Genomic DNA, 22,006 nt, shown 5'->3' with positions numbered 1-22,006 from the left:
ATGGCAAAACTCGGTGACCTGGCCCGTCTCATCCGGTCGAAGAATGCCGGCCCCTTCACCCTGACTTTCGATGTGATGTTCGACACGGACGAAGTCTATCGCAAGGTCTGCGCTGCCAAGGTGCTGACGAGATCACGATTCGCGGCGCTTTATCGCGTCGCCGAGGATGACGTGACGTTTTTTGAGCATGATGCCGCGAAAGCGATCAAGATCTCGATCCCGCGGCCGGCTTTCCAGGGGTCGCGCGACGATGGCGACATCTATGGCGGCCAGCAGCACGGGCCACTGGTCGATCTCGAAATTCCCGATTGAAACCGCTCCGCAGATCAGTGAACCTGGGCGCGGCGGCGCCGTGTGGGATCGTCGCCTGCAGGGCGTACGGGCAGTCGTCGAGCGGCAGCAGCCTATGCCGGCGGAACGCGACGATGATGGCTTCGTCCTCAAGGGACAGCGAGGTCGATTTCGGGTCTTTGGGTCCGATCGGCACATCCGCTGTGCTGCTGCGCCTCTTCCACTTGGCGACGGTCTTCTGATCGATGTTGTCGAGGATGACGAGACCCCCCTGGGCGAGCGTCGGAACAAGGCCTTCTCCACGCATAGGGTGAAGAGCTGGCCGTTGATGGGACCATCGATAACCCAAGGCGCATCGACCTAGTCGATCGTCCATGGAGTCAGCGCGTTCAGCCGGGCGAGATCGGCCGGACCATTGAGCACCACCGTGTCCACGACGCCCGGTTACTCCCGGCGAGCCTACCATTCAGCGTGGAGGTAGCTTATGAAAGCCGTTCATCGATGGCATGACGTGACCCTGCACACTCCGCAGCCGCTTATCGGGCGATGCTGACCGGCAGGCCTGTCGCGGGATGGGGAACGACGTCCATGGCGATGCCGTAGATCGCCCTCAAGCAATCCGGCTTGACGATATCCGCTGGTGTCCCGCGGGCGATCAGCCGGCCGGAATGCAAGGCGATGATCTCGTCGCAAAAGCGCGCCGCCATGTTCACGTCGTGGAGCACCACCACGATACCGAGCCCGCGCTCGGCCGACAGACGCCGGACCAGCGACAGCACGTCGATCTGATGGGCGATGTCGAGGGCGGAAATCGGCTCGTCGAGCAGGAGCCACTCGGTCTCCTGCGCCACCAGCATGGCGAGCCAGGCGCGCTGGCGCTCCCCGCCCGAGAGCGTCTCGACGAGGCGATCCGCAAAGGCGTCGACATCGGCCGCTGCCATCGCCTCATCGACCTTCATGCGATCGCGCCTGGAAAAGCGCCCGAGTGCGCCGTGCCAGGGATAGCGGCCGAGAGCGACCAGTTCTCTGACGAGCAGACCGGGCGCCGTCGGCGTCTGTTGCGGCAGATAGGCGACCTTGCGGGCGAAGGCTCGGCTGTTCCAATCCGTCAGCGGCAGGCCGGCGAGGCGGATCGCGCCGGAAGACGGCGGCTGCTGTCGTGCGAGAAGCTTCAGCAGCGTCGATTTACCCGAGCCGTTGTGTCCGATGAGGCCGATCACCCGCGACGGCAAAAGGCCGAGATCGAGCGGTGCAATCAGCGGACGCCCGCCCGCAAAAAAGGCGGCTTGATCGAGTTCGAATGACGGAGGGGATTTGCCGGCGGCGCTCACGGCGTCGCTCCGGAGAGACTTTGCCGCCGGTCGTCAGCTTGCCGTGTGGGGGTGTGGGTGACGATCTCTCCGATTTTGCCGTCCGCCATAGGCAGGACCCGATCGGCAAGGTGGAAATACTGGTCGTCGTGAGAAATCACGACGAGCGTCTTGCCGCGCGCTTTCAGGGCCGGCAGCAATTCGGTGTAGAACACGCGCCGGAAGGTCGGATCCTGGTCGGCTGCCCATTCGTCGAAGACGAGGACCGGCCGGTCCTCGAGATAGGCGTGCACCAGGGCCAGGCGTTTTCGCTGGCCGGTCGAGAGATCGGTCGTGGTGAAGCGTCCGTTCTCGACGGTGACCTTGTGAGCGAGCTGGAGCCGATCGAGATAGGACAATACGTCCGTGTCGAGCGCTTCATCGGCGACGAGATCGCCGAAGAGGTAATAGTCGGCAAAGACGGTCGTGAAGAGCTGACGGTAGTCGTCGCGCGTCTCCGCCGTCACGGCTTCCCCATTGAGCAGAATTTCGCCGTTCTCGGGCGTGTAAAGCCCGAGGAGCAGCTTGACCAAGGTCGTCTTGCCGCAGCCGTTCTCGCCGACGATGAAGATCATCTCGCCGGCCGTTATCGTCAGGTCGATAGGCCCGAGCACGAAGGAGCCGCCGCCCGCCTCGGCCGGAAAGCTGTAGCGGACGCCGCGAAGTCTGATCTGGCGCATGCTCGGCCGAGACGACCCATGTCCGGCCAGAAGGACGCCCGCTTCCGGGTTGGCGAAGGCTTGCGAGAGCTCCGCCACGCGCCCGAAGGCGACCTGGGCCTGCCCGATGAGGGGCAGCGCACCGACGAGCTGCTGCAGCGGTCCCTTCACATAAAGGAGGACGAGCACGAAGCCGGAAAGGACCTCGTTGCCGACGTGGAAGACATCCTGCAGCCCGAGGAGCGCGCCGATGACGACGAAGAAGAGTGCCGATCCGAAAGCGTTGGCGGACATGTAGATGCGCATGGCGCACACACGCAGATCGCGGATGCGCTCGATGGTGCCGCGCAGATCGGTATTGCGCAGGCGCTGACGGCGCTCTCGGCTGATCCGCAATTCCTTGGCACCCTCGGTTGCCGCACGATAATGCCGCTGCAGGTCGTCCTGCGCCGTTCGGGCGGCTTCGAATCCCCGACGGCCGGCGTTGCGGGCAGCCATATGGGCTGTCGTGCCGATCGTGACGGCTACCACCGCAACGAGCGACATGGCTGGCGAGAGGGCGAGAAGATAGGCGAAGCCACCGATGGTGATCGCGGCGGCGATGACGAGGCTCGAAAAGGCGAAGGTAAAGCTGCTGATGACCTCGACGTCCTGGTTGAGGATCGCAGTCAGCCGGTGCATGCGAAAGCGTTCGATCTGGTCGATGGGTGCTGCGAGAATCCTGTCGGTCAGGGCCTTGCGCAGGCCGGCGATCACCTCTTGCCCGACGAAGCTGTTGCCGAGGTCGGACATGATCTCGCCTGCAATCGCGACGACGCAGAGGCCCGCCAAGGCGGCCAGCAGTCCAGCGGTGGCACCGCCGTCGGCGTGAAGCGCCCGGTTGATCGTCGCGATAAGCCAAGCCGTTGCCAAGCCGCTCAGGATGCCCATGGCGGTGGCGAGGAGAACGACCGGCCAGAACGGGCGCAGAAGGCGAATGCCTTCGTGGACGAGCGACGCCGCGCGATGGTGCTTCGTCATCGGCCTCTCCGCAGCAGCAGGACGAAAAAAGGGCCGCCGATCAGGCTGGCGAGAAGCCCGGCCGGAATCTGCCAGGGAAAGGCGATCGTGCGACCGAGCCAGTCGGCCGCGGTCATCAGGCAAGCGCCCAGGCCCGCGGCAGCGAGGAGCTGGTCCCGCGGGCGCACGACCCCGAGTGCCCGTACCATATGCGGCACGAGCAGCCCGGCAAAGCTCAAGGGGCCGACCGTCAAGGTCGCCACGGCGGTCGACGCCGCGGCCAGCAAGAGAATGGCAAGGCGGCTCGCCGAAAGCGCGAGGCCGAGCGCACGGGCGACGCTGCCGCCGAGCGGCAGGATGGCGAGCCACCGGCCCGTCCATGGTGCGAGCAGCAAGACGGCGGCCACGACGCCGCAGGCCGTTTGCGCATCCGCGCTGGTGACGCGATAAGTCGATCCGGACATCCAGGCGAGGAGAACGGCCGAGCGCGGGTCGCCGCGCGCCAGCAGCACGGCGGCGAATGCCGTGAACGCCGTCGCGAAGCCGATGCCGGTGAGGAGAAGCCGTTCCGGCGCAAAGTCCGAGCGCTGGTTAAGGGCGACGATGGCGAGAAGTGTCACCGCGGCACCAGCGAAAGCCGTGATGGCCATCAGACCATGCGTGAACTCGGGCATCGCCATGAGCAGCAGGACGACGCCGAGCGCCGCGCCCGACGAGACGCCGAGAACCTCCGGACTCGCCATGGGATTGCCCGTCAGCCTCTGCATGAGCGTTCCGGCAAGGGCGAGCAGGGCGCCGGCTGCGGCGGCCGCGGCAACGCGCGGACCGCGCCACGGCAGGACAGCCGAAGCGTCGTTCATCGCCAGCCATCGCCAGCCCGTCGCGTCCTTGCCGAGGAAAAGCGCGATCGAGATCATGGCGAGGCAGGCGGCGAGTATGACCGAAATCACTATCCGCGGGCACCTCGTCCGGCCTGTCGGCTGGACGGAGGTTCCGATGGGCGATGGCGCGGCGTTGCGCTGCCGCGCGATCATCAGAACGAGCAGGGGAGCGCCCAAGACGGCCGCCGCGCTGCCGGTCGGGATGGCGCCGAGAATGGGTGTGAGGCGCTGCACCAGTTCATCGGTCGACCACAGCAGGAGCGCGCCCGTGAGGGGAGCCCAGACCAGGCGCTGACGGAGGGTTCGCGCCCCGAGAGCCCTGACGAGATTGCCGGCCGCAACGCCGATGAAACCAATGACGCCGACCGTAGCGACGCTGGAGGCGCCGAGCGCCACCGCGAGCACCACGGCCGCGCCGCGCAGCATGTGGACCGGAATACCGAGCGCCTGTGCCTGCCCATCCTCCAGATCGAACGCGGCGAGCGGCCGCAGCAGGAGCACGGCGGCGATCGTGCAAAGGGCAAGGCGCGGCAGGAGATCGAGAATGTTGCTCCATCCATTCTGGACGAGCGAGCCTGCCTGCCAGATGAAGAGGGTGCTGAGATAATCGTGATTGAGGATCGTCAGCATCGCCCCCGCGGTGCCGCAGACGAGGCTCACGGTCAGTCCGGCGAGGATCAGCACGGCGGGCGCAAAGCCGGCCGCACGCGAAATCGCCAGGACGAGCGCCGCCGCCGCCCCGCCGCCGGCGAGAGCGATCAAGGTTTGCCCTGCATCGAGCCAGGCCGGTGCAAAGAGCGTGGTCGCCGCCAGCGCGAGATAGGCGCCCGAAGCGACGCCGAGCGTCGTCGTATCGGCGAGCGGATTGCGCAGGGCCTGCTGCAGCAATACACCCGCCAGGGCGAGGGCCGCGCCGACGATGAGGCTCACCGCGATCCGCGGTAGCGCAACGTCGACGAGAACGAGGCTCGGCACGTCGACAGTTGGCGTTGCGAGGGCTCGCCACCAGTGCTCCATGGGCAGGATCGCCGTGAGCCTCGTAAGGCTCATGACCGCTGCGGTGATGCCGAGAGCAGCGGCGAGGGCATATAGCCCGACCGCGCTTGCCCGGACGGGAAGCGTTGCTGCATCACTCACGAGACGCCTCCGGCAAGCCGGCGAGCGCCGATGTGATCAGGCGCCCGCACCGCCAGACCGACGGAACGCCGCCGAGCGCATAGAATGGCGGGATTCGATGGACCCGCCCCGCGCGTACCATCGGCAGGCTCCGCCAGACGGTGCTCGTCGCGAGCGAGCGTTCCGCTCGTCGCGTTCGCTCGCCCTGGTCGAGATAGAGCAGAAGGGCCTCGGGCGTTCCCGCGAGCTCGGCGAGGCCGATCAAAGCGTTGCCGAAGGCCGATGTCGGCTGTCTTAATGCATTGCTGAGGCCGAGGTGGCGAATGACGTCGTCGACCCAACTGCCTCTGCCGTAAGCAAAAAGCTGCGTGCCATTCTCATGGAGAACGGCGACATAGACAGGCGGCAGGTACTGGCCTTCGAGGGCGCGCGTGAAGGACGCCAGGGCTCGGTCGAACGCGCCGAGATAGGCCGGCGCCGCGTCGGGCCTGTTCACGAGATCGGCCACCTGGACGAGGGCGGCGCGGGCATTGGCATAGGCATCGCTGCGACCACCGATGATCGTGATCGTTTCCGTCGGGGCGATCCGCCGGAATAGCGCGACGAGGCTTCGCTGCCAGTTCGAGACGAGGATCCGGTCCGGCGCGAGCGACGCGAGGAGTTCGAGATTGGGCTCGGCCCGCGAGCCGAGGTCGACGACTGAGGGCGGCAAAGGAATCTCGCGGAGCCATTGCCGATAGACTGCGATGTCGGGCACCGCGAGCGGCGCGACGCCGATCGCGAGCAGGCTTTCGGCCGCCGCCCAGTCGGTGACGGCGATACGCAGGGCAGGCGGGGCCCCTCGGGCGAAGCTCGCCGCGGGTACGCCGCCGAAACCTGCGAGACCGGCGAGCAGCGAGCGGCGGGTCATGGTCTTGCGGCGATGCTGCGCGCGACGTGGGGATGTGTCGACCCCGCATTCGGTCCTCAGCACGACCGCATCACCCATAGCGGCTGTCATCCACCCGTGCGTTCAGAAGTCGAAGGTGGTCGAGACGATGTAGGTCCGCGGCGCTCCGCGGGCCAGACCGAAGTTGGACGAGGCGGCCGCCCAGTAGCTTCGGTTGAAGACGTTCTCGACACCGGCGCGGATCGTCACCGGCTTGCCGCTCTCTCGCGTGAAGGTGTAGCGCGCGCCGAGATCGACCCTCGTCCATGCCGGAATGCTCTGCGTGTTGTCGGCACTGGCATATTGCGACGCGGTGTAGATCACGCGGCCCGTCAAGGTCAGGCCCGTGATGAAGGGAAGGTCCCATTCGGCGCCGAGATTGACCTGCACGTCCGGAATGCCGATGGCCTTCTTGCCGTCGTTCAGGCCGGCCGGCGTCTTGGTCTGCACACCGTCCATGAAAGCGGCGCCGCCGAGCAGGCGGATGCTGTCGCTGATCTCGCCGAAGACATTGACCTCGACGCCGCGATTACGCAGCTCGCCGTCGACGCCGTACCGGTTGGTCGCCGTATCCACCATGCCGACCGGCTGCTCGATCTGGAAGGCGCTGAGCGTCGTCGCGATCCGCCCGAAGTCGATCTTGACGCCGGCTTCGTATTGCTTGGACTTGATCGGCGCGAATACCTCGCCGATATTCGTCGAGCCAACTGGAGCGGTCGGCCCTTGGCTCAGACCTTCGATATAGTTGGCGTATAGCGAGACGTTCTGCAGCGGCTTTACGACCAGCCCGAGCGCCGGCGTCGTCGCACCCTCGTCATAATTCGCCGTCTGCAGGCCGGTCGTCGCGTTCCAGCCCTTTTGCCGAATCTGCTGGCGCCTCGCGCCGAGGATAAGCTGGACGCGATCGTCGAAGGCATAGAGGCTGTCGGCAATGGCGAGGCTCGTCAGCGTCGCAGCACTCGTCTTCGGCGCCTTGGAGGCACGTCCCGCGAGATTGGGGAAAGGAGCCCAACCCGGGTTATAGATATTAGAGGAATAAGTTGACACGATAGGAGCGATGACACCGAGCTCGCTGTAAAGTCCGGTGGCGCTTACCGTGACTTCGTGGCGGATCGGCCCCGTTTGGACCTTTGCGCGGACGCCTGCCTCGCCGGTGAACGCATCATTATAGCTCGGCTGATAGTAGTTATTCGCATCGAAGTCGCCGAAGCTGTTCTTCAGGTAAGAAAAGTTATAGAGGCCGAGGAACTCGTTCTTGCGAGCGCCGGCTGTCGCGTAGGCGGTGACCGTGTCGGTGATGTCGACTTCCCCGCGCAGGATGCCGAAAACATCCGTTGCGTCAGCGTAGTACCAGTTCTGACCGAGGTCGCTCGAGGCTTTGGGAGCTCGCGGAATGCGAAAACCCGGCCGTGCATAGATCGGGCGCCCGGGATCATCTGAATAGTTCTTCTGATAGCCCAGATCGGCCGAGAGCCTCACCCGCTCCCCGCGATAGTCAAGGGCAAGCGCGGCTTCCCCCAACTCGTTCGTCTGGCCGTCGACGGCTGCGTTGCCGTTGCTGTAGGCGCCGTTGAAGCGAATGCCGAATTCCCTGTTCTCGCCAAACCGCCGTGAGATGTCGATCTTGCCGCCGAACTGGCTATCGGAAATATAGCCCAGCGTCAGCCGCGTCAGGGGATCGTCGGTCGCACGCTTCGTCACCAGGTTGATCAGGCCGCCGATGCTGCCCTGGGGCGGCATTCCGGCCAGCAGCGCGCTCGGCCCTTTCAGTATCTCGACCCGCTCGACCCAGGATGTGCCCGACATCTGGTAGGGAACCAGGCCGTAGAGGCCGTTGATCGAGATATCGGGATTGGCGACAGGAAATCCGCGGATGAAGAATTGGTTGGAATAGCTGCCGTCGGCCCAGGTCGTCCGCACGGATGGGTCGTTCTTCGTGACGTCGGCGACCGTTCGCGATTGCTGGTCTTCGATGGTCTTGGACGTGTAGTTCACCACATTGAAGGGCGTATCCATGACATTCCGCTCGCCGAGAATGCCGAGGCTGCCGCCGACCGCCACCTGTCCGCCGGGAAAGGCCGGCGGCAGCCCACCGGCATCGCCCTCGACGACGATGGGATCGAGCGTGATGCCCCCGTCGCCGGAACTTGCACGGCCCTCGGCCGGCTGCGACGGATCCACGAGTACGATCGAACGTGGACCGGCGATGCGATGGCTCAGCCCGGAACCCGCGAGCAGCCGCTCGACCGCTTCGGCGGGTGTCATCGTGCCGGCCAGCGCGCGGCTGCGTCGCCCTGGGGGGAGCGTGAAGGGATAGGCGATGCGCCAGCCGCTCACCGCGCCTACGTCGGCAATGGCTGCCGCCAGCGACTTCGAGGGAATGTCGAAGCTGTAGGTTGCTGTCGTCGACCTGGTTTCGGATGAAGAGGGCGATTGCGCCGCGGCGAGGCTCACACTCATGGCCACGGCCACGGCGCTCAGCAGCACCCGCGCGGCATGCCGCGTTTCGCTCTCCCCCACGATCCTCGACATGCCCTGCTCCTCGTGACCGTCCGCATCGGCCGCATCGCGGCTTCAGTTCCTAGAACGGCCAGCGAAACCGCCGCCGTGTCTCGGCGGCGATTTTTTCTGGTGTGGGCGGCGGCGGGATCAGAACAGAATCGTGACAAGCGGCGTCACGTGGACCAGCTTGCCGCCGACGGCCGCCGCCAGGGTCTCCAGCGAACCGTCGATGTCGGTCAGCGGAAAGGTCCCGGACACTTTCCGGTCGGCGAGGGCGCCACGCACCAGAATTCGTCCGGAGTGATGCCGTTGCAAGGCGGTGATCAAGTCGGCGACGCTCGCTCCCTGGACGACGAGACGGCCGGACATCCAGGCCAGAGCCAGATCCGTATCGGCGGGCTCGACGCGCCCGGCGCGCCCGTCCTGCACCACGATCTGATTGCCTTGGTCGAGGCGCACGGGGCCGGCATCGGACCGACCGGTCACGTCGACGGCTCCCTCGGCCACCACCACCTCCGTGCGCCCGGCCGTCACATCGACGTTGAACTTGGTGCCGATGTCGCGGATCACATCGCCATGGGCCTCGACGCTGAAGACGCCCGGGGCATCATGGCGAACCTCGAAGAAGGCCTCGCCGCGCAACAGCTCGACCCGGCGCTGGCCATCTTCGAACGAGAGCGCCAGCGCCGTGTCGCCGCCGAGCTTGGCGGTCGAACCATCCGGCAGCACGGTATCTGTGAGGTATCGCTCGGAGGTGACAACGTCGGCCCGCCAGTTCTGAACGAAGGGCGGCTCGATCGCCCATACGATCAAAAGAGCAAGCGCCGGCACGATCGGCGCGAGCAGCCAGGCTCCGTGCGGCAGAAAACGGGCAAGCATCGCCCGCTTGCTGGTCCGGTCCACGGCCACGCGACTGGCGGGCATTTCGAGTTGAGCATAGAGGACCCGCAACTCGTCATAGGCGCGGCGGTGGCGCCGGTCGGCATTCAGCCACGCCTCGTGTGCGCGGGCCTCTTCGGGCCCGAGGGAGCCGCCCGTCTTTTTTGCGAGCCAGAGCGCCGCTTCGTCGCGTTGGCTGTCGGTCGGCTCATCGTCCGTCCGCATCCGCTTCCTGATCCCTCTTCGATCCGCGACCGATAGTCCTGGTGAACCATCCAGGGAGGACTTCAGTACTTGATAACGGGCAGAAGCGGAAACGCCGTGCGTCGCCGAATTCGTCAGGTCTCGCTGCGATGGCGGGCGAGGTATGTCTGACAATGCCTCAGGGCGCGGGCAATATGTTTCTCGACGCTGTTCACGGAGATCCCGTGGGCGCGAGCGATGTCTTCGTTCGAAAGGCCGTGCACGCGGCGCATGATGAAGATGTCGCGGCAGCGCGGCGAAAGCTCGCCGAGAGCCGCGTCGAGCGCCGAAAGCGCCTGCTTGGCCTCGAGCCGCCTGTCCGGCCCCACCTCCTCGGCGACGCATTGCGCCGGCAGAAGGGAGCCGAGAAGGCGTGCGCGGCGCGTCGAGCTCCGATGATGCTCTATGGCGGCATTGCGGGCGGAGGCGTAGAGAATGCGCATGCTCTCTTCGGCCGGGGCCCTTCTCCCGCCGCTGAGCACCCGGGCGAAGACGTCCTGGACGATATCGGCCGCCGTCTCGCGATCCCGAATGCGCCGTGTCACCATCGATTCGAGCCGCTGCCGATGCGCCAGGAACAGTGCACCGATCGTGTCGCTCCAGGTGGTCATCGCAATCCCGCCACTCGATCCATCGGGAGATTCCACGGCGGATCCCGTCCCCAAGCCCAAATTCGAACGCGCTCGCGCCGACGAAGCCCATGCCGCGATTACACGAGGCTATTTCTATGCGCAATATCAATCATTTAGATGAATTCTAAAGCGCGCCTTTCCACGTCGGCTTCGGGTCCCCTGAGCCAACCCGTCCGCTGTCGATATGACTTGCACGGCGTCGTTGCGTGCATCGCGGACCGAATCACGGTGATGTAGCGGGGCAAGTCTGCGAGACCAGCAACAAGCGCGCCATTTTCACGCGGCCACTGCAACCCTACACCCAGGCGCTGCTTGCGAGCGTGCCGCAGCACGGCCGTGGATGCCGCTTTGCCGGCCGTTGCATTGCCTCAAGCGTGGCAGCTCCGGAGTGCTATCCGTGGACGGGACCGACCGCCGACAGACCGTCGACGGGAATGGGGCGAACCGTCGTGCGCACGGGACAAGCTTCGTTGGCAGCAGCACGGAGGCCGTGCGCCGGTTGGTTCGTAACAATTCTGGATTACTAGATCCGACGTGACAATCAGCTAGCCTGCAGGGTACTGAGGCTGCGGAGGACTGGCTCTATTCCTCCGTCCAGCCGATGAGGATGTCGTCCCCGGAGACCTTGACCTGTATAGGTCCTCAGGTCCTCCTCGATGGGATCGCCGAGGCCCTTGCCGGTGCGCACATTGAAGCAGCCGCCATGCAGCGGGCATTCGATGACGTCGCCCTCGAGCCAGCCCTCCGAGAGATAGGCGAGCGCATGCGTGCACACATTATCGGTGGCATAGACGCCGCCATCATCCTCCAGCCGATAAAGGGCGATCGAGCGGCCGTTGACTTCGACGCTCGTGATCTCGCCCTCGCCGATGTCCGAAAGGGCGGCGACGTGGATCCAAGTGGTGTCCTGGCTCATCCCCCCTCAACCCCTCACGCCCCTAGAGCTCGATGACCACATAGTCGTTCTCGACGGAAACTGGAACCGTTTCGGCGATATAAGGTCCTTCGACGAGTTCGCGGCCTTCCGCGACGTCCACCGGATAGCTGCGCACCTTGATACGCTCCGGATCACAATAGGATTGGCCGGTCCGCACGTCGAATTCCCAGCCGTGCCAGGGGCAGCGCAGGATCTCGCCCTCACGCGAATACTGGTATTCGCCCGGCTTCTTCGATTGCACGAGCCCCGTCAGCTTGCCGCGGCATAGGCTGCCGCCAAGATGCGGGCAGCGGTCGAACAGACCGAAATATTCGCCCTTGATGTTGAAGACCGCGATAGGCCTTCCCTTGACATGGACCAGCTTGCGCGCCCCCGGCGGGATCTCCTTGGTCGTGGCGACCACGAATTTCTTCATGCGTTTACTCGATAGAGGCTCTTGGCATTGTCCAGCAGGAACTGCTGGCGGCGTTCAACGGGTATGTCGATGGGAAAGGCGAAGGCCGGATCATCGAAATCCCAGTGCGGATAGTCGGAGGCAAAAAGCAGCCGATCCCAGCCGATCCATTCGATAACGTCGAGGAGGTGGCTGCGCGGTTCCGGCTCCTCGATCGGCTGGGTGGTGATCCAGACATTCTCGCGGATATATTCGGAGGGAAGCCGCTTCAGGTGCGGCACCTCGCTTTTCAGCCGCTTCCACTGCTTGTCGAGGCGCCAGGTGAAGGAGGGAAGCCAAGCGCAGCCGGCTTCGATCAACACGAAACGTAGCGTCGGGAATCGCTCGAATACGCCCTCGAAAATCATGCTGGCGAGCAGCGCCTGGCATGACGGCGAGTGGCCGAACATCTCCTCGATATAGAAGGAGGGCCAGCCGGCGCCGGTCACCGGATGGCCGCTATAGCCGAAGGCATGCACCCCGACCGGCAGGCCCGCATGGGCGGCCGCCTCGTAGATCGGCCAATAACGCCGCTGGCCGAGAGGCTCGGCGGTGCGGCTGAGGAGGATCACCTGCACGAAATTGGGATCGCCCATGCGACGTTCGATCTCAGCGGCGGAGGCTCTCCCGTCCTCGTAGGGCACGACGATCGAGGCCTTGAGCCGCGGCTCTTTGCTCGTGAAAGTATTCACCTGCCACTCATTGGCGGCGGTGGCCAGTGCCGCGCTCAAATCCGCATTGAGCAGCCCTTGACCGGCCGAGGTGATGGGATTGAGGATGCCGAGCTCGACTCGATTGGCATCAAGATGTTGCGATCGCAGAAGTTCGAGTTTACTGCCGGGCAGGCCGCCGTCTTCCGGCCAAGCGTCGCGACGCATCGCGTTCGGCTGGCCCTTGGGATAGGCGGCACCCCGCTGGTAACCGTGGCGCACCTTGGCGCCGTAGGTTTCAAGATGCGTCTGCCAGTGCTTGTCGAGATAAGGATAAAGGTCGCGATAGCCGTTCGCATTGGGATGAATGTCGCAGTCGGCACAGGGGAGCCGACTGCCGGGATTGCTCGCCCCCTTCGCCTTCACGGTCGCATGAGTGTTCATGAGGCGGCCTCCGTCAGTCGCGAATAGGTGCTGTGCGGATTATCGATCTGGATCTTGCGCACGAGGTCCGGGCTGAAACCATCCGGGATGGCTTCGTCGCCGTCGAATTGCCAATGGGGATAATCGGTGGAGAAGAGCAGCATCTCGTCCGATTCCATGTGGTTCATGAAGCGCTCGAAGTTCTTTGGGTCGGGCGCGGAATCGACCGGTTGCAGCGTGAGGCGGATATGGTCGCGAGCGATCTTCGATGGCTGCCTGTCGACCCAGGGGATCTCCATCCTGAGCCCCTGCCAATATTTGTTCAAGCGCCAGAGGGCGGCTGGCATCCAGGTGAAGCCGGATTCGATAAAAACCACCTTGAGCGCGGGGAACTTAGCGAAGGTGCCCTCGCAGATGAGACTTGCGAGTTGCGATTGGAACCCCTGCGCCTGGGCGACATAGTCCTCAATGTAATAAGAAGGCCAGCCGGCCGAAGTCACCGGATGCCGGTAGGTGCCGCCGGCGTGGATGCCGACCGGCAGCCCATGCCGCTCCGCCGCGGCGAAAACCGGCCAGTAATAGCGATTGCCGAGAGGCATATCCGAGAATACAGGCAGCAGTACCTGCACGAACCTTCGATCACCTGCCCAGCGCTCGATCTCGTCGACTGCGAGATCCGGGTTTTGCAAGGGCACCACGATCGAAGCGCGCAGGCGCGCGTCTTTATCGAGCCAGTCCCGCGCCAGCCATGTATTCACCGCGGTGGCGAAGCCTGCCGCCATATCCGCGCTGAAGAGGGTCTGCACGCCATAGAGGCAGTTGCAAATGGCGGCACCGACGTTCCAGTGATCGAGCGCCTGCGCCTTCAGAAGCGTCAGATTGGTGCCGGGACGGCCCTTGTCTGGCCGCCAGTCGGGCCGCGCGGTGATCGGGGCATTATCCGGATAGCTGGCGGTGTTCAGATCGGTTATGCCGCGCTGCACGGCTGTGTCGGCCCAATGACCGGGAAGATGGGGAAGGAGAGCATCCAGGCTCGGAACGGCCGGATGAATGTCGCAGTCGACGACGCCAACGGGCATTCGGATTTTTCCCTGTCTCGATCGAGCGCATCACATCGCCTTCTGGCGCCGCCGATCCCCTTCCTGCAGGGCAGATCTTGCGCGCGGCACCCACAGCAGGACTCGGGTTGCTGCAAGATCAGAACAAACGCGGCGCCGCTGCGGCCGATCTCTCCTGAACCGTTGTCCACCCCAGCCAGCGTTCCGGACAAAATTCCGACGCAAACCATTCGCCGCATTTCAGCAGCTTCCTTCGATTTGTATCAGAACCCCGCGGTGTGTAAACAGAAATTCACAAATACTGTCAAATCGTCACACAACGGGAGATGAGCAGCCTATGGCATTGGGTTACGACACCAGATCTGCGTCTCGGCTTCGGCTTGAGGCCGACGACTGCGGCGTTTCAGCCGGCCCGCGGTGGGGACGCGGCCGGGACGACCTGGAAGCCAAGGTGACGACATAGTATGGACAGCAGCGCCGATCTTCCGGCGAGCGCATCTGTGGGCCCATAGCAGAATAACGCTGCGTCGTGATACTTGCGCTCAGGAGTCGAATACGAGAAGTCCATGATACCGGCCGAGCGCCAACACTTCATTATCGAAAAGCTGACCAGCCGCGGTATCGTGAGCATTGCCGCCCTGTCGGAGGAGCTGGGCGTCTCCCAGATGACCGTGCGCCGCGACATCGAGAAGCTCGAGCGCGGCGGCCGCGTCATGTCGGTCACGGGCGGTGTCCAGCTGCCGCAAAGGATATTGAGCGAGCCCTCCCACAATGTGAAGGCGGAACTGCGCCGCGAGCAGAAGGTGGCGATCGGTCGCCGTGCCGCCGAGATGGCGCCGCGCAAAGGCGTGGTCTATCTGGACGCGGGCACGACGACACTCGAAGTCGCCAAGCGCCTCATCGCCTTTCCGGACCTCACCATTGTCACCAATGATTTCGTGATCTGCGAAACGGTTGCTTCGAGATCGCGCTGCCAGCTCTATCACACCGGCGGGCGGCTTGATCGGGAGAACCAGTCGAGCGTGGGCGAGGGGGCAGCCCTCGGAATCAGCCGATTCAATTTCGACGTCGCGTTCATCTCGACCTCGTCCTGGGGCATGCGGGGCATCTCGACGCCGGCAGAAGACAAGCTCGTCGTCAAGCGCGCGGCAGTCGGACGCGCGAGGAAAAGCGTGCTCGTTACCGATTCCAATAAATACGGCAAGATCGGCGCCTTCACATCGGTGCCGCTCGGGGATTTCGGCGTGATCGTCACCGATCGGGACCTGCCGGTCACCGTGCGCCAAGCCATCAGCGAGCTCGGCGTGGAGGTGGTGATCGCCGATGAGGATGGCCCTCACAGCTCCACAACGATGTAATTCTCTTGGACCGATACCGGGAAACTCTCGGCCACATAGGGGCCCCTCACCAGCGTCTCGCCCGGCTCGACGCTCGTGACATAGCGCTTGACCTTGGTATCTTTCGGGTCGCACCAGGACTGGCCCGTCTTGATGTCGTATTCCCAGCCATGCCAGGGGCAGCGAATGAATTCGCCTCTGCGTGAGAAGGAGAAATGCCCGGGCTCGTCCGATTGGACCAGTCCTACGCGCGCGCCGCAGATGAGGCTTGCGCCCTCGTGCGGGCAGCGGTTGAGGAGCGCGTAGAATGCGCCGTCGACGTTAAAGACCACAATCTCGCGGCCCTTCACCTTCACCAGTTCCTGGCCACCTTCGGGTATATCCCCGACCTTTGCGACGACATGGCGTGCCATGCTTAAACCGTGCCATAGGCAATGCGCGCGTTATCGCGGAAGAACATCTGCTTTTCGGACGCGCTCATTGCAAATTTGATCGCATATTTGGGATCATCGAAGTCCCAATGTGGATAGTCTGTCGCGAAGAGAATTTTACCCCAGCCGATCCAGTCGAAGACATGGCGAAGATGGTCTGGATCTTCCGGCTCGTCCACCGGCTGGCTGGTAAACCAGAAGCTCCGCTTGAGATAATCAGAAGGCGGCTGCTTCACATGGGGAACCTCGGCGCCCATTCGTTTCCAGGCGTGATCAAGACGCCAGCCGAGTGCCGGGACCCAGCCGATTCCACCTGCCTCCACGGTGATGATGCGCAGTTTCGGGAAGCGCTCCACGACCCCTTCGAGGATGAGGCTGGTGATCACGGCCTCCGCCGCCGGAACATGGGATTCCCGCTGTTCGAAAAAGAAGGAGGGATGGCCGCTGCCGGTCACCGCAAATCCGTTCTCACCGCCCACATGGAAGGCGACGGCGAGATCGAGCGCTTCCGCGGCCTCGTAGATCGGCCAGTATCGCGGCCGCCCCAGCGGCTCATCGCCGCGCGGGCTCAAGAAGATCTGGCAAAAGTCCTCCATCTTGCCAAGCCGGTCGATTTCCTGGACGGAGGCACGGGCGTCCTCTTGCGGCAGGACGATCGAGCCCTTGAGGCGCCGTTCCCTCGACGTCCAGGCTTCCACCTGCCAGTCGTTGACGGCCGAACACATTGCCGCGCCAAATCCCGGGTGGCGCAACTTGGTGCCCGAGGGCGACAATACCTGCAGAACGCCGCATTCGACATTATGCGGGTTGAGATGATGCTCCTGCATGAAGGCGAGGTCGGATCCCGGCGGCCCGCCCGAGGGCGGCCACGCGTCGCGCCGCGACAGCTCGCGGATGGCGCGCGGAAAGGAATGCGCGCTGGCGAAGGGCTTTCGCGTGAAACTGCCGTAGTGATCGAAGTGATCATGCCACTTCGCCGGCAGAAAGCGCCTGATCTCGCTGCTGCTCTTCGGCGTCGGATGGATGTCGCTGTCGAAGATGCCAAGTTTTGAGGCTGCCTCTATCGGGCGCCTTGCCTCGACCACATCGCTCATTGCACCACCTCCCGCAGCCGCCCATAGGTTGCGATGGGATTGTCGACCATGATCTTCTGGAGGAGCGACCGCGGGAGCCCCGGCGGCATCGGGTCCTCGCCGTCGAACTGCCAGTGCGGATAGTCGCTCGCGAAGAGCAGCATCTCGTCGCTGCCGATCTGGTCGAGAAGCTTCTGGACGTCGTCTTCGCGCGGCGGCGCATTAAGCGGTTGCACGGTCATGCGCACCTGCCTGCGGATGATGTCGGCGGGCGGTTCCTTGATCCAGGGGACCTCCATGCGGATGCCCCGCCAGGTCTTGTTCGCCCGCCACAGAACGCTCGGCAGCCAGGAAATGCCGGATTCGATCAGCACGACCTTCAGGTCGGGAAATTTGCCGAAGACGCCTTCCGTAAGCAGGCTGAAGAGCTGGGTCTGGAAGCCGCCGGCCTGAGCCACATAGTCCTCGATATGATGCGAGGGCCAGCCGCAGCCGGTCGGCGCATGACGATAACCCGTGCCGGCATGGATGCCGATCGGCAGGCCGAAGCGCTCCGCCGCACGGTAGATCGGCCAGTAGTGCCGCCGGCCGAGCGGCGCCTCGTTCATGGCGAGCAGAAGCACCTGCACGAAGCGCCTGTCCCCGGCGCAGCGCTCGATCTCCTCCGCGGCGAGCTCGGGGCTGTCGATCGGCACAACGATCGAGGCGCGCAGCCGCGGATCACGGTCGAGCCATTCCTTGGCGATCCAGCCGTTGACGGCGCGACAGAGCGCAAGCGCGAGATCGTCGGCGAAAACAACCTGCGCGCCCCACAAGGGATTGAGAATGCCAATCCGGGACTTGAAGCCGTCGAGCGCCTGCGCCTGCACCAATGCAAGATCGCCGCCGGGCTTGCCGGTGGCGGGCCGCCAGTCCGGCCGGCAGGCGAAGTCGCTGCGCTGCATCGTGTAGGTGAGTTCGAGATCATCGATGCCGCGATAAAGGATATGCTCGCGCCAGTGCTCCTCGAGATAGGGGAGCAGCACTTGGGTGCCCGGCACCGAGGGGTGGATGTCGCAATCGATGGCTTGTCCTGACATCTCCATCTCGATTTCACCTTCACTTGTTATCGCACGCGCCGGCGGAAGCGAGCGCCGGTCGCTCTGGTCTCAACTAGTTCAGCCGATAGCGCCCGATCAGATCCCAGTTCAGTTCGAGCCCGAAGCCCGCTCCCTGCGGCACCTGGATGACACCATTGGCGATGGGTGGCCGGTTCACGATCATCCCGTCCCAGATCGGGTCCCGCTCCGGGTCGGCAAAGCATTCGACGCATATGCCGTGCGGAACGGCCGAGAGCATCTGCATGGCGATCTGCGGCTCCTCGTGATGGGCGAGCCGCACGCCCGACACCCCGCACATGGCCGCGACGCGCCGCCATTCAGTGATGCCGCCGGCTTCGGAAGCGTCGAAATTCACGATATCAACGGCCCCTTCGGCGAGAAGCCGGCGCACACCGTGGCTTGTTGCCTCGCTCTGGCCGGCATTGATGGGAATGGGCGTCCGTCGGCGCACCTCGGCCATGCCGAAGGCATCGTCGTGCCAATGGCAGGGCTCCTCGAACCAGGCGATGTCCCAGCGTTCGACGAGCCGAGCAAAGCGTGTCGCATCGGCGACGGACCAGCCGCGATTGGCGTCGACGGCAATCACAAAATCGTCGCCGGCGCCCGCGCGCGCGGCCGCCACGCGCTCGGCATCCGCCTCGGGTGAAAGCCCGCCGACCTTCACCTTGCACCCCCCGATGCCGTGCGCCTTGAGCCACTCCATTTCGCGGCCGAGATCGGCGAGCGTCTTGCCGTTTTCGTAATAGCCGCCGATCGAGATGATCGGTATTTCGCTGCGGTATCCGCCGAGAAGGCGGCAGACATTTAACCCCGCCGCCTTGCCGATGAGGTCCCACAACGCGCTGTCGACGCAGGCGATCGCTTCCATAACGAGCTTGCGGTCGCGGTTCCATTCAGCCGTCCGGAACATCTTTTGCCAGATTCGCTCGATCGCGAAGATCTCCTCGCCCACGACAAGCGGGCCCAGCTCGTCTTCGATGATCGCGACCAGCTCTTTCTGATGCTGCCGATTGTCGCCGTTATAGACCTCGCTGATCAGGCCCTGATCCGTTTCGATACGGGTGATGATGGTGCAGCGGCTCGCGACATTGTAGCGGCTGCCGCCAAAGGTCTTGCGCAGCGGGATCTCGACGGCAATGGCTGAAACGGACTTGACCTTCATGCGATGTCCCATCCTGTCGTTCACCCAAATCCCGGCCGCCCGCGCTATTCGCCTTTCATCCCGCCTTCGGCGAGGCCGACGATGATCCGCCGCTGGACAAGGAGATAGAAGCCGAAGACCGGTGCGGTGACGAGCACGGCGCCGGCGAGCAGCATGCCCCAGGAATAGATGTTGTCCTGACCGATCCAGGTCGCGAGGCCGACGGAGAGCACTTTCTTCGTCTCCGATGAGGTGAAGACGAGGGCGAAGAGAAATTCGTTCCAGGCGTGATTGAAGCTGAACACTCCGACCGAGACGAGGCCGGGCAAGGCGAGCGGCAGGGTGACCCGACGCAACGCCTGAAACCGCGTGCAGCCGTCGATCATGGCGCTTTCTTCGAGGCTCGCGGGTATGGCATTGAAGTAGGATCGCATGAACCATAAGGTCAGCGGCAAGGTGAAGGCCGTATTGGCGACGATCAGCGCCATCAGCGTGTCGGCCAGTCCGAGATCGACGATGTAGATATAAAGCGGAATGACGAGCAGAACCTCCGGAAGCATATAGCAGATCAGCGACAGAAGAGAGAACGTCCGCATTCCCGCGAATTTGAACCGGCTCAGCGCATAGGCGCCGATCCCGCCCACGCCGAGCGACAAGACCGTGGCGCCGACGGCGACGATCAGGCTGTTCATGAAATAGATCGGGAAGTTGGTCTGCTCGAAGAGATCGATATAGTTCTGCAAGGTCCAGGTCTGCGGCAGGAAGGCCGGTGGAAATTGGTAGAGTTCGCCCGCCGTTTTGAACGAGCAGATGATCATCCAAAACATCGGAAAGCCGACGACGCAGACAGCGGTCGCGGCGAGCAGATAAACCATCAGGCGCGAGGCGACATGGTGCAGGTCGGCGAGGTCGTAGGGGCGTCGGACCGGTGGTGCGGCTCCGGTCGCGGATATGCCGAGTTCCTGGGAGGTCATTGTCTGGCCTCCGCCCGCTTCATCAGCATCAGATAAATGGCGAGCAGCACGCCGAGAACGATGAAGGTGACGATCGCGACCGCCGCCGCGCGCCCCAGCTCGAAATCGACGAAGCCCTTGTTGTAGACCAGGACGGGCAAGGTGGTCGTCGCGTCGATCGGCCCCCCGCCGGTCATGAGATAGATGATATCGAATTTGTGGAAGGTCCAGATCGTCCTGAGCAGGGCGGTGAGCAGGAAGATCGGCAGGATATGCGGCAGCGTGATGCGCCAGAAACGCTGCCAGCTGTTGGCGCCGTCGATCATCGCGGCCTCGTATTGCTCCTGCGGGATGGCCTGCAGGATGCCGAGGACGGCGATCACCACGAAGGGAAAGAATTTCCACACGCCTACCAGGATCACCGACAGCATCGCGGTGCCAGGGCTGTTCAGCCACAGCAGCGGATGGTCGACGATGCCGGTGGCCATCAGCAGGTAGTTCAGGACACCGACGATGTCGTTGAACATGTAATGCCAGACCATGACGGCAACCACGGTCGGCACGAGATAGGGCAGGAGGATGATGGCGCGCGCCGCGCCGCGCAATGCGAATTTCTGGTGGAGCAGCAGGGCGAGCCCGAGCCCCAGAACCATCTCGATGGAGACGCTGCCGAACACCCAGACGAAGCTGTTGTAGAGCGCCGTGAAGAAGGCCGGGTCGGTCAACACATCGGCGAAATTCCGCAGCCCGACGAAGGGGCCGCTCATGGTGCCGAGCTCGATCTCCTGTGTGCTCAGCGCGAAAACCGTAATCATCGGCACGGCGATCAGGAGGATCATGATTGCCGCGCTCGGCATCAGCGCCAAATAGGCGAGCGTGCGGTCGCCAGGCAGGACAGTGGGGCCGCTGTCCTCAGCCATGCGCCAGCCTCCGGGGCCTCTCGGCCGCGGTTCCGATCGCCTCGCCCGAGTTCTTGTCGAAATAGCGAAGGTCCTGGTCGCGGACTGCAAAGGCTTCCGTGCTGCCGGCTTCCGGCGAATAGACCATGTTGGCGGGAAGACGAGCGATGACCCGCGTCTCCTGCAAAGGAGCTCTGGTCGTGCCATAGAGCAGCCGGTCGCCACCGAGATATTCGACGCGCTGGACTGTGAAATCGATGGGCATAACGGCATCCGTTGCGGCAAAGAACGTCTTCGGCATGAAAGATTCCGGCCTGAAGCCGAGAATGCGGTCGTCGCCTTCCACCAGGTTCATGGGCGGTGAGCCGATGAAGTGGGCCACAAAGGTATTGGCCGGATATAGATAGATGTCCTCGGGCGTGCCGACCTGCCGCACGCGCCCACCATGCATGACGACGATCATGTCGCCGAGACCCATGGCCTCCACCTGGTCGTGCGTCACATAAATCGAGGTGAGGCCGACGCGCTCCTGGAACTGGCGTAATTCTTCGCGCGCGGAGTTGCGCAGCTTGGCATCGAGATTGGAGAGCGGCTCATCCAGAAGAAACACGTCCGGATCGCGAACCAGGGAGCGAGCAAGCGCGGTGCGCTGCCGCTCTCCGCCGGACATCTGGCGCGGCTTACGCGCGAGCAGGTGGTCGATGCCGACGAGGGAGGACGCCCATTTCACCTTCTTCTCAACCACGGCGGCCGGGGCGCCACGCACTCGGAGGGGAAAGGCGATGTTTTCGAAGATCGTCAGATGCGGATAGAGAGCATAGTTCTGGAAGACCATCGCGACATTCCGGTCCTTCGGATGGAGCCGCGTGGCATTGCGCTCGCCGATGAGGATATCGCCGGCCGTCGGCCGTTCGAGTCCGGCGATCATGCGTAGCAGAGTGGTCTTGCCGCATCCGGAAGGACCGAGGAGGACAAGGAACTTGCCGTTCGCCGCGGTGAGATTGACATCGTCCACCGCACGATAATCGCCGAATTGCTTGCTGATATGGCGAATTTCGACTTGTGCCATGCGGCACTCCTCCTCTCGACCAC

At 64.0% G+C, this 22,006-nt stretch carries 21 protein-coding genes and 1 pseudogene; 3 read left to right on the top strand and 19 right to left on the bottom strand.

Annotated elements, in window-relative coordinates; all coding sequences use genetic code 11:
* Window positions 1-312, top strand: a complete 312-nt coding sequence (locus ACFQU1_RS08385; RefSeq protein ID WP_378131248.1) for a DUF4387 domain-containing protein — start codon at window positions 1-3, stop codon at window positions 310-312.
* Between the two features lie 40 nt (window positions 313-352).
* Here the strand turns inward: ACFQU1_RS08385 and ACFQU1_RS08380 are convergent.
* From ACFQU1_RS08380 to ACFQU1_RS08345, 8 genes and pseudogenes are all read right to left on the bottom strand, one after another.
* Window positions 353-538 (bottom strand): annotated as a pseudogene (locus ACFQU1_RS08380) (IS481 family transposase); the annotation flags it as partial.
* Window positions 539-827: 289 nt separating this feature from the next.
* Window positions 828-1,622 (bottom strand): ATP-binding cassette domain-containing protein, encoded by a 795-nt coding sequence (locus ACFQU1_RS08375; protein WP_378131246.1) that lies wholly within the window; start codon window positions 1,620-1,622, stop codon window positions 828-830.
* Window positions 1,619-3,319, bottom strand: a complete 1,701-nt coding sequence (locus ACFQU1_RS08370) for a cyclic peptide export ABC transporter (RefSeq protein WP_378131244.1) — start codon at window positions 3,317-3,319, stop codon at window positions 1,619-1,621. The genes ACFQU1_RS08375 and ACFQU1_RS08370 overlap by 4 nt, the downstream gene beginning before the upstream one ends.
* Window positions 3,316-5,316, bottom strand: coding sequence for a Fe(3+)-hydroxamate ABC transporter permease FhuB (gene fhuB / locus ACFQU1_RS08365; RefSeq protein ID WP_378131242.1), 2,001 nt, complete (start codon window positions 5,314-5,316; stop codon window positions 3,316-3,318). The genes ACFQU1_RS08370 and fhuB overlap by 4 nt, the downstream gene beginning before the upstream one ends.
* Window positions 5,309-6,295: an ABC transporter substrate-binding protein gene (locus ACFQU1_RS08360; RefSeq protein WP_378131240.1), complete on the bottom strand. Its 987-nt coding sequence runs from the start codon at window positions 6,293-6,295 to the stop codon at window positions 5,309-5,311. The genes fhuB and ACFQU1_RS08360 overlap by 8 nt, the downstream gene beginning before the upstream one ends.
* Before the next feature lie 12 nt (window positions 6,296-6,307).
* The gene (locus ACFQU1_RS08355; RefSeq protein WP_378131238.1) at window positions 6,308-8,755 is read right to left on the bottom strand and encodes a TonB-dependent siderophore receptor; all 2,448 of its coding nucleotides are present in this window, start codon (window positions 8,753-8,755) and stop codon (window positions 6,308-6,310) included.
* Window positions 8,756-8,872: 117 nt separating this feature from the next.
* A complete protein-coding gene (locus ACFQU1_RS08350; protein ID WP_378131236.1) occupies window positions 8,873-9,829 on the bottom strand; it encodes a FecR family protein in 957 nt (318 codons plus the stop codon).
* Between the two features lie 113 nt (window positions 9,830-9,942).
* Complete coding sequence (locus ACFQU1_RS08345; RefSeq protein ID WP_378131234.1) at window positions 9,943-10,494, bottom strand: RNA polymerase sigma factor; 552 nt, start codon at window positions 10,492-10,494, stop codon at window positions 9,943-9,945.
* A 191-nt stretch (window positions 10,495-10,685) separates the two neighbouring features.
* On the opposite strand from ACFQU1_RS08345, the gene ACFQU1_RS08340 reads away from it, so the two are divergent.
* Window positions 10,686-11,006: a hypothetical protein gene (locus tag ACFQU1_RS08340; protein ID WP_378131232.1), complete on the top strand. Its 321-nt coding sequence runs from the start codon at window positions 10,686-10,688 to the stop codon at window positions 11,004-11,006.
* A gap of 14 nt (window positions 11,007-11,020) precedes the next feature.
* Here the strand turns inward: ACFQU1_RS08340 and ACFQU1_RS08335 are convergent, their stop codons facing one another.
* The 4 genes from ACFQU1_RS08335 to ACFQU1_RS08320 are packed head-to-tail and all read right to left on the bottom strand — an operon-like array spanning window position 11,021 to window position 14,001.
* A complete protein-coding gene (locus ACFQU1_RS08335; RefSeq protein ID WP_378131230.1) occupies window positions 11,021-11,395 on the bottom strand; it encodes a non-heme iron oxygenase ferredoxin subunit in 375 nt (124 codons plus the stop codon).
* A gap of 22 nt (window positions 11,396-11,417) precedes the next feature.
* Window positions 11,418-11,831, bottom strand: coding sequence for a Rieske (2Fe-2S) protein (locus ACFQU1_RS08330; RefSeq protein ID WP_378131228.1), 414 nt, complete (start codon window positions 11,829-11,831; stop codon window positions 11,418-11,420).
* Window positions 11,828-12,943 (bottom strand): amidohydrolase family protein, encoded by a 1,116-nt coding sequence (locus ACFQU1_RS08325; protein ID WP_378131226.1) that lies wholly within the window; start codon window positions 12,941-12,943, stop codon window positions 11,828-11,830. The genes ACFQU1_RS08330 and ACFQU1_RS08325 overlap by 4 nt, the downstream gene beginning before the upstream one ends.
* On the bottom strand, window positions 12,940-14,001 hold the full coding sequence (locus tag ACFQU1_RS08320; RefSeq protein ID WP_378131224.1) for an amidohydrolase family protein: 1,062 nt from the start codon (window positions 13,999-14,001) through the stop codon (window positions 12,940-12,942). Before ACFQU1_RS08320 ends, ACFQU1_RS08325 begins: the two co-directional genes overlap by 4 nt.
* 545 nt (window positions 14,002-14,546) lie before the next feature.
* Between ACFQU1_RS08320 and ACFQU1_RS08315 the strand changes: the two genes are divergently transcribed.
* Entirely contained in the window at window positions 14,547-15,338 is a 792-nt protein-coding gene (locus ACFQU1_RS08315; RefSeq protein ID WP_378131222.1) for a DeoR/GlpR family DNA-binding transcription regulator, read from the top strand.
* On the opposite strand, the gene ACFQU1_RS08310 is transcribed toward ACFQU1_RS08315, so the two are convergent.
* The 7 genes from ACFQU1_RS08310 to ACFQU1_RS08280 all read right to left on the bottom strand — a co-directional run bounded on the left by ACFQU1_RS08310 (window position 15,317) and on the right by ACFQU1_RS08280 (window position 21,983).
* Window positions 15,317-15,730 carry a Rieske (2Fe-2S) protein gene (locus ACFQU1_RS08310; RefSeq protein ID WP_378131220.1) on the bottom strand — a complete coding sequence of 138 codons (414 nt, stop codon included), beginning with the start codon at window positions 15,728-15,730 and terminating at the stop codon, window positions 15,317-15,319. The genes ACFQU1_RS08315 and ACFQU1_RS08310 overlap by 22 nt on opposite strands.
* 2 nt (window positions 15,731-15,732) lie before the next feature.
* Window positions 15,733-16,842, bottom strand: a complete 1,110-nt coding sequence (locus tag ACFQU1_RS08305; RefSeq protein ID WP_378131218.1) for an amidohydrolase family protein — start codon at window positions 16,840-16,842, stop codon at window positions 15,733-15,735.
* A complete protein-coding gene (locus ACFQU1_RS08300; RefSeq protein WP_378131216.1) occupies window positions 16,839-17,900 on the bottom strand; it encodes an amidohydrolase family protein in 1,062 nt (353 codons plus the stop codon). Before ACFQU1_RS08300 ends, ACFQU1_RS08305 begins: the two co-directional genes overlap by 4 nt.
* A 73-nt stretch (window positions 17,901-17,973) precedes the next feature.
* Window positions 17,974-19,083 carry a mandelate racemase/muconate lactonizing enzyme family protein gene (locus ACFQU1_RS08295; protein WP_378131214.1) on the bottom strand — a complete coding sequence of 370 codons (1,110 nt, stop codon included), beginning with the start codon at window positions 19,081-19,083 and terminating at the stop codon, window positions 17,974-17,976.
* Window positions 19,084-19,127: 44 nt separating this feature from the next.
* On the bottom strand, window positions 19,128-20,036 hold the full coding sequence (locus tag ACFQU1_RS08290) for a carbohydrate ABC transporter permease (RefSeq protein WP_378131212.1): 909 nt from the start codon (window positions 20,034-20,036) through the stop codon (window positions 19,128-19,130).
* Complete coding sequence (locus ACFQU1_RS08285; protein ID WP_378131209.1) at window positions 20,033-20,935, bottom strand: carbohydrate ABC transporter permease; 903 nt, start codon at window positions 20,933-20,935, stop codon at window positions 20,033-20,035. The genes ACFQU1_RS08290 and ACFQU1_RS08285 overlap by 4 nt, the downstream gene beginning before the upstream one ends.
* A complete protein-coding gene (locus ACFQU1_RS08280; RefSeq protein WP_378131207.1) occupies window positions 20,928-21,983 on the bottom strand; it encodes an ABC transporter ATP-binding protein in 1,056 nt (351 codons plus the stop codon). The genes ACFQU1_RS08285 and ACFQU1_RS08280 overlap by 8 nt, the downstream gene beginning before the upstream one ends.
* Window positions 21,984-22,006: the final 23 nt, after the last annotated feature.

It is taken from the genome of Chelatococcus sp. GCM10030263 (genome assembly GCF_042666455.1).
Classification (GTDB): Bacteria; Pseudomonadota; Alphaproteobacteria; order Rhizobiales; family Beijerinckiaceae; genus Chelatococcus.
Note: the sequence above shows the minus strand (reverse complement) of the source record. Positions and strands in the feature narration are given on the sequence as shown.

Coding starts and splice junctions, on each gene's coding strand:
- ACFQU1_RS08385 (WP_378131248.1), top strand. CDS start 1: ATGGCAAAACTCGGTGACCTGGCCCGTCTCATCCGGTCGAAGAATGCC.
- ACFQU1_RS08370 (WP_378131244.1), bottom strand. CDS start 3,319: ATGACGAAGCACCATCGCGCGGCGTCGCTCGTCCACGAAGGCATTCGC.
- ACFQU1_RS08360 (WP_378131240.1), bottom strand. CDS start 6,295: ATGACAGCCGCTATGGGTGATGCGGTCGTGCTGAGGACCGAATGCGGG.
- ACFQU1_RS08355 (WP_378131238.1), bottom strand. CDS start 8,755: ATGTCGAGGATCGTGGGGGAGAGCGAAACGCGGCATGCCGCGCGGGTG.
- ACFQU1_RS08350 (WP_378131236.1), bottom strand. CDS start 9,829: ATGCGGACGGACGATGAGCCGACCGACAGCCAACGCGACGAAGCGGCG.
- ACFQU1_RS08335 (WP_378131230.1), bottom strand. CDS start 11,395: ATGAGCCAGGACACCACTTGGATCCACGTCGCCGCCCTTTCGGACATC.
- ACFQU1_RS08330 (WP_378131228.1), bottom strand. CDS start 11,831: ATGAAGAAATTCGTGGTCGCCACGACCAAGGAGATCCCGCCGGGGGCG.
- ACFQU1_RS08325 (WP_378131226.1), bottom strand. CDS start 12,943: ATGAACACTCATGCGACCGTGAAGGCGAAGGGGGCGAGCAATCCCGGC.
- ACFQU1_RS08320 (WP_378131224.1), bottom strand. CDS start 14,001: ATGCCCGTTGGCGTCGTCGACTGCGACATTCATCCGGCCGTTCCGAGC.
- ACFQU1_RS08315 (WP_378131222.1), top strand. CDS start 14,547: ATGATACCGGCCGAGCGCCAACACTTCATTATCGAAAAGCTGACCAGC.
- ACFQU1_RS08310 (WP_378131220.1), bottom strand. CDS start 15,730: ATGGCACGCCATGTCGTCGCAAAGGTCGGGGATATACCCGAAGGTGGC.
- ACFQU1_RS08305 (WP_378131218.1), bottom strand. CDS start 16,842: ATGAGCGATGTGGTCGAGGCAAGGCGCCCGATAGAGGCAGCCTCAAAA.
- ACFQU1_RS08300 (WP_378131216.1), bottom strand. CDS start 17,900: ATGTCAGGACAAGCCATCGATTGCGACATCCACCCCTCGGTGCCGGGC.
- ACFQU1_RS08295 (WP_378131214.1), bottom strand. CDS start 19,083: ATGAAGGTCAAGTCCGTTTCAGCCATTGCCGTCGAGATCCCGCTGCGC.
- ACFQU1_RS08290 (WP_378131212.1), bottom strand. CDS start 20,036: ATGACCTCCCAGGAACTCGGCATATCCGCGACCGGAGCCGCACCACCG.
- ACFQU1_RS08285 (WP_378131209.1), bottom strand. CDS start 20,935: ATGGCTGAGGACAGCGGCCCCACTGTCCTGCCTGGCGACCGCACGCTC.
- ACFQU1_RS08280 (WP_378131207.1), bottom strand. CDS start 21,983: ATGGCACAAGTCGAAATTCGCCATATCAGCAAGCAATTCGGCGATTAT.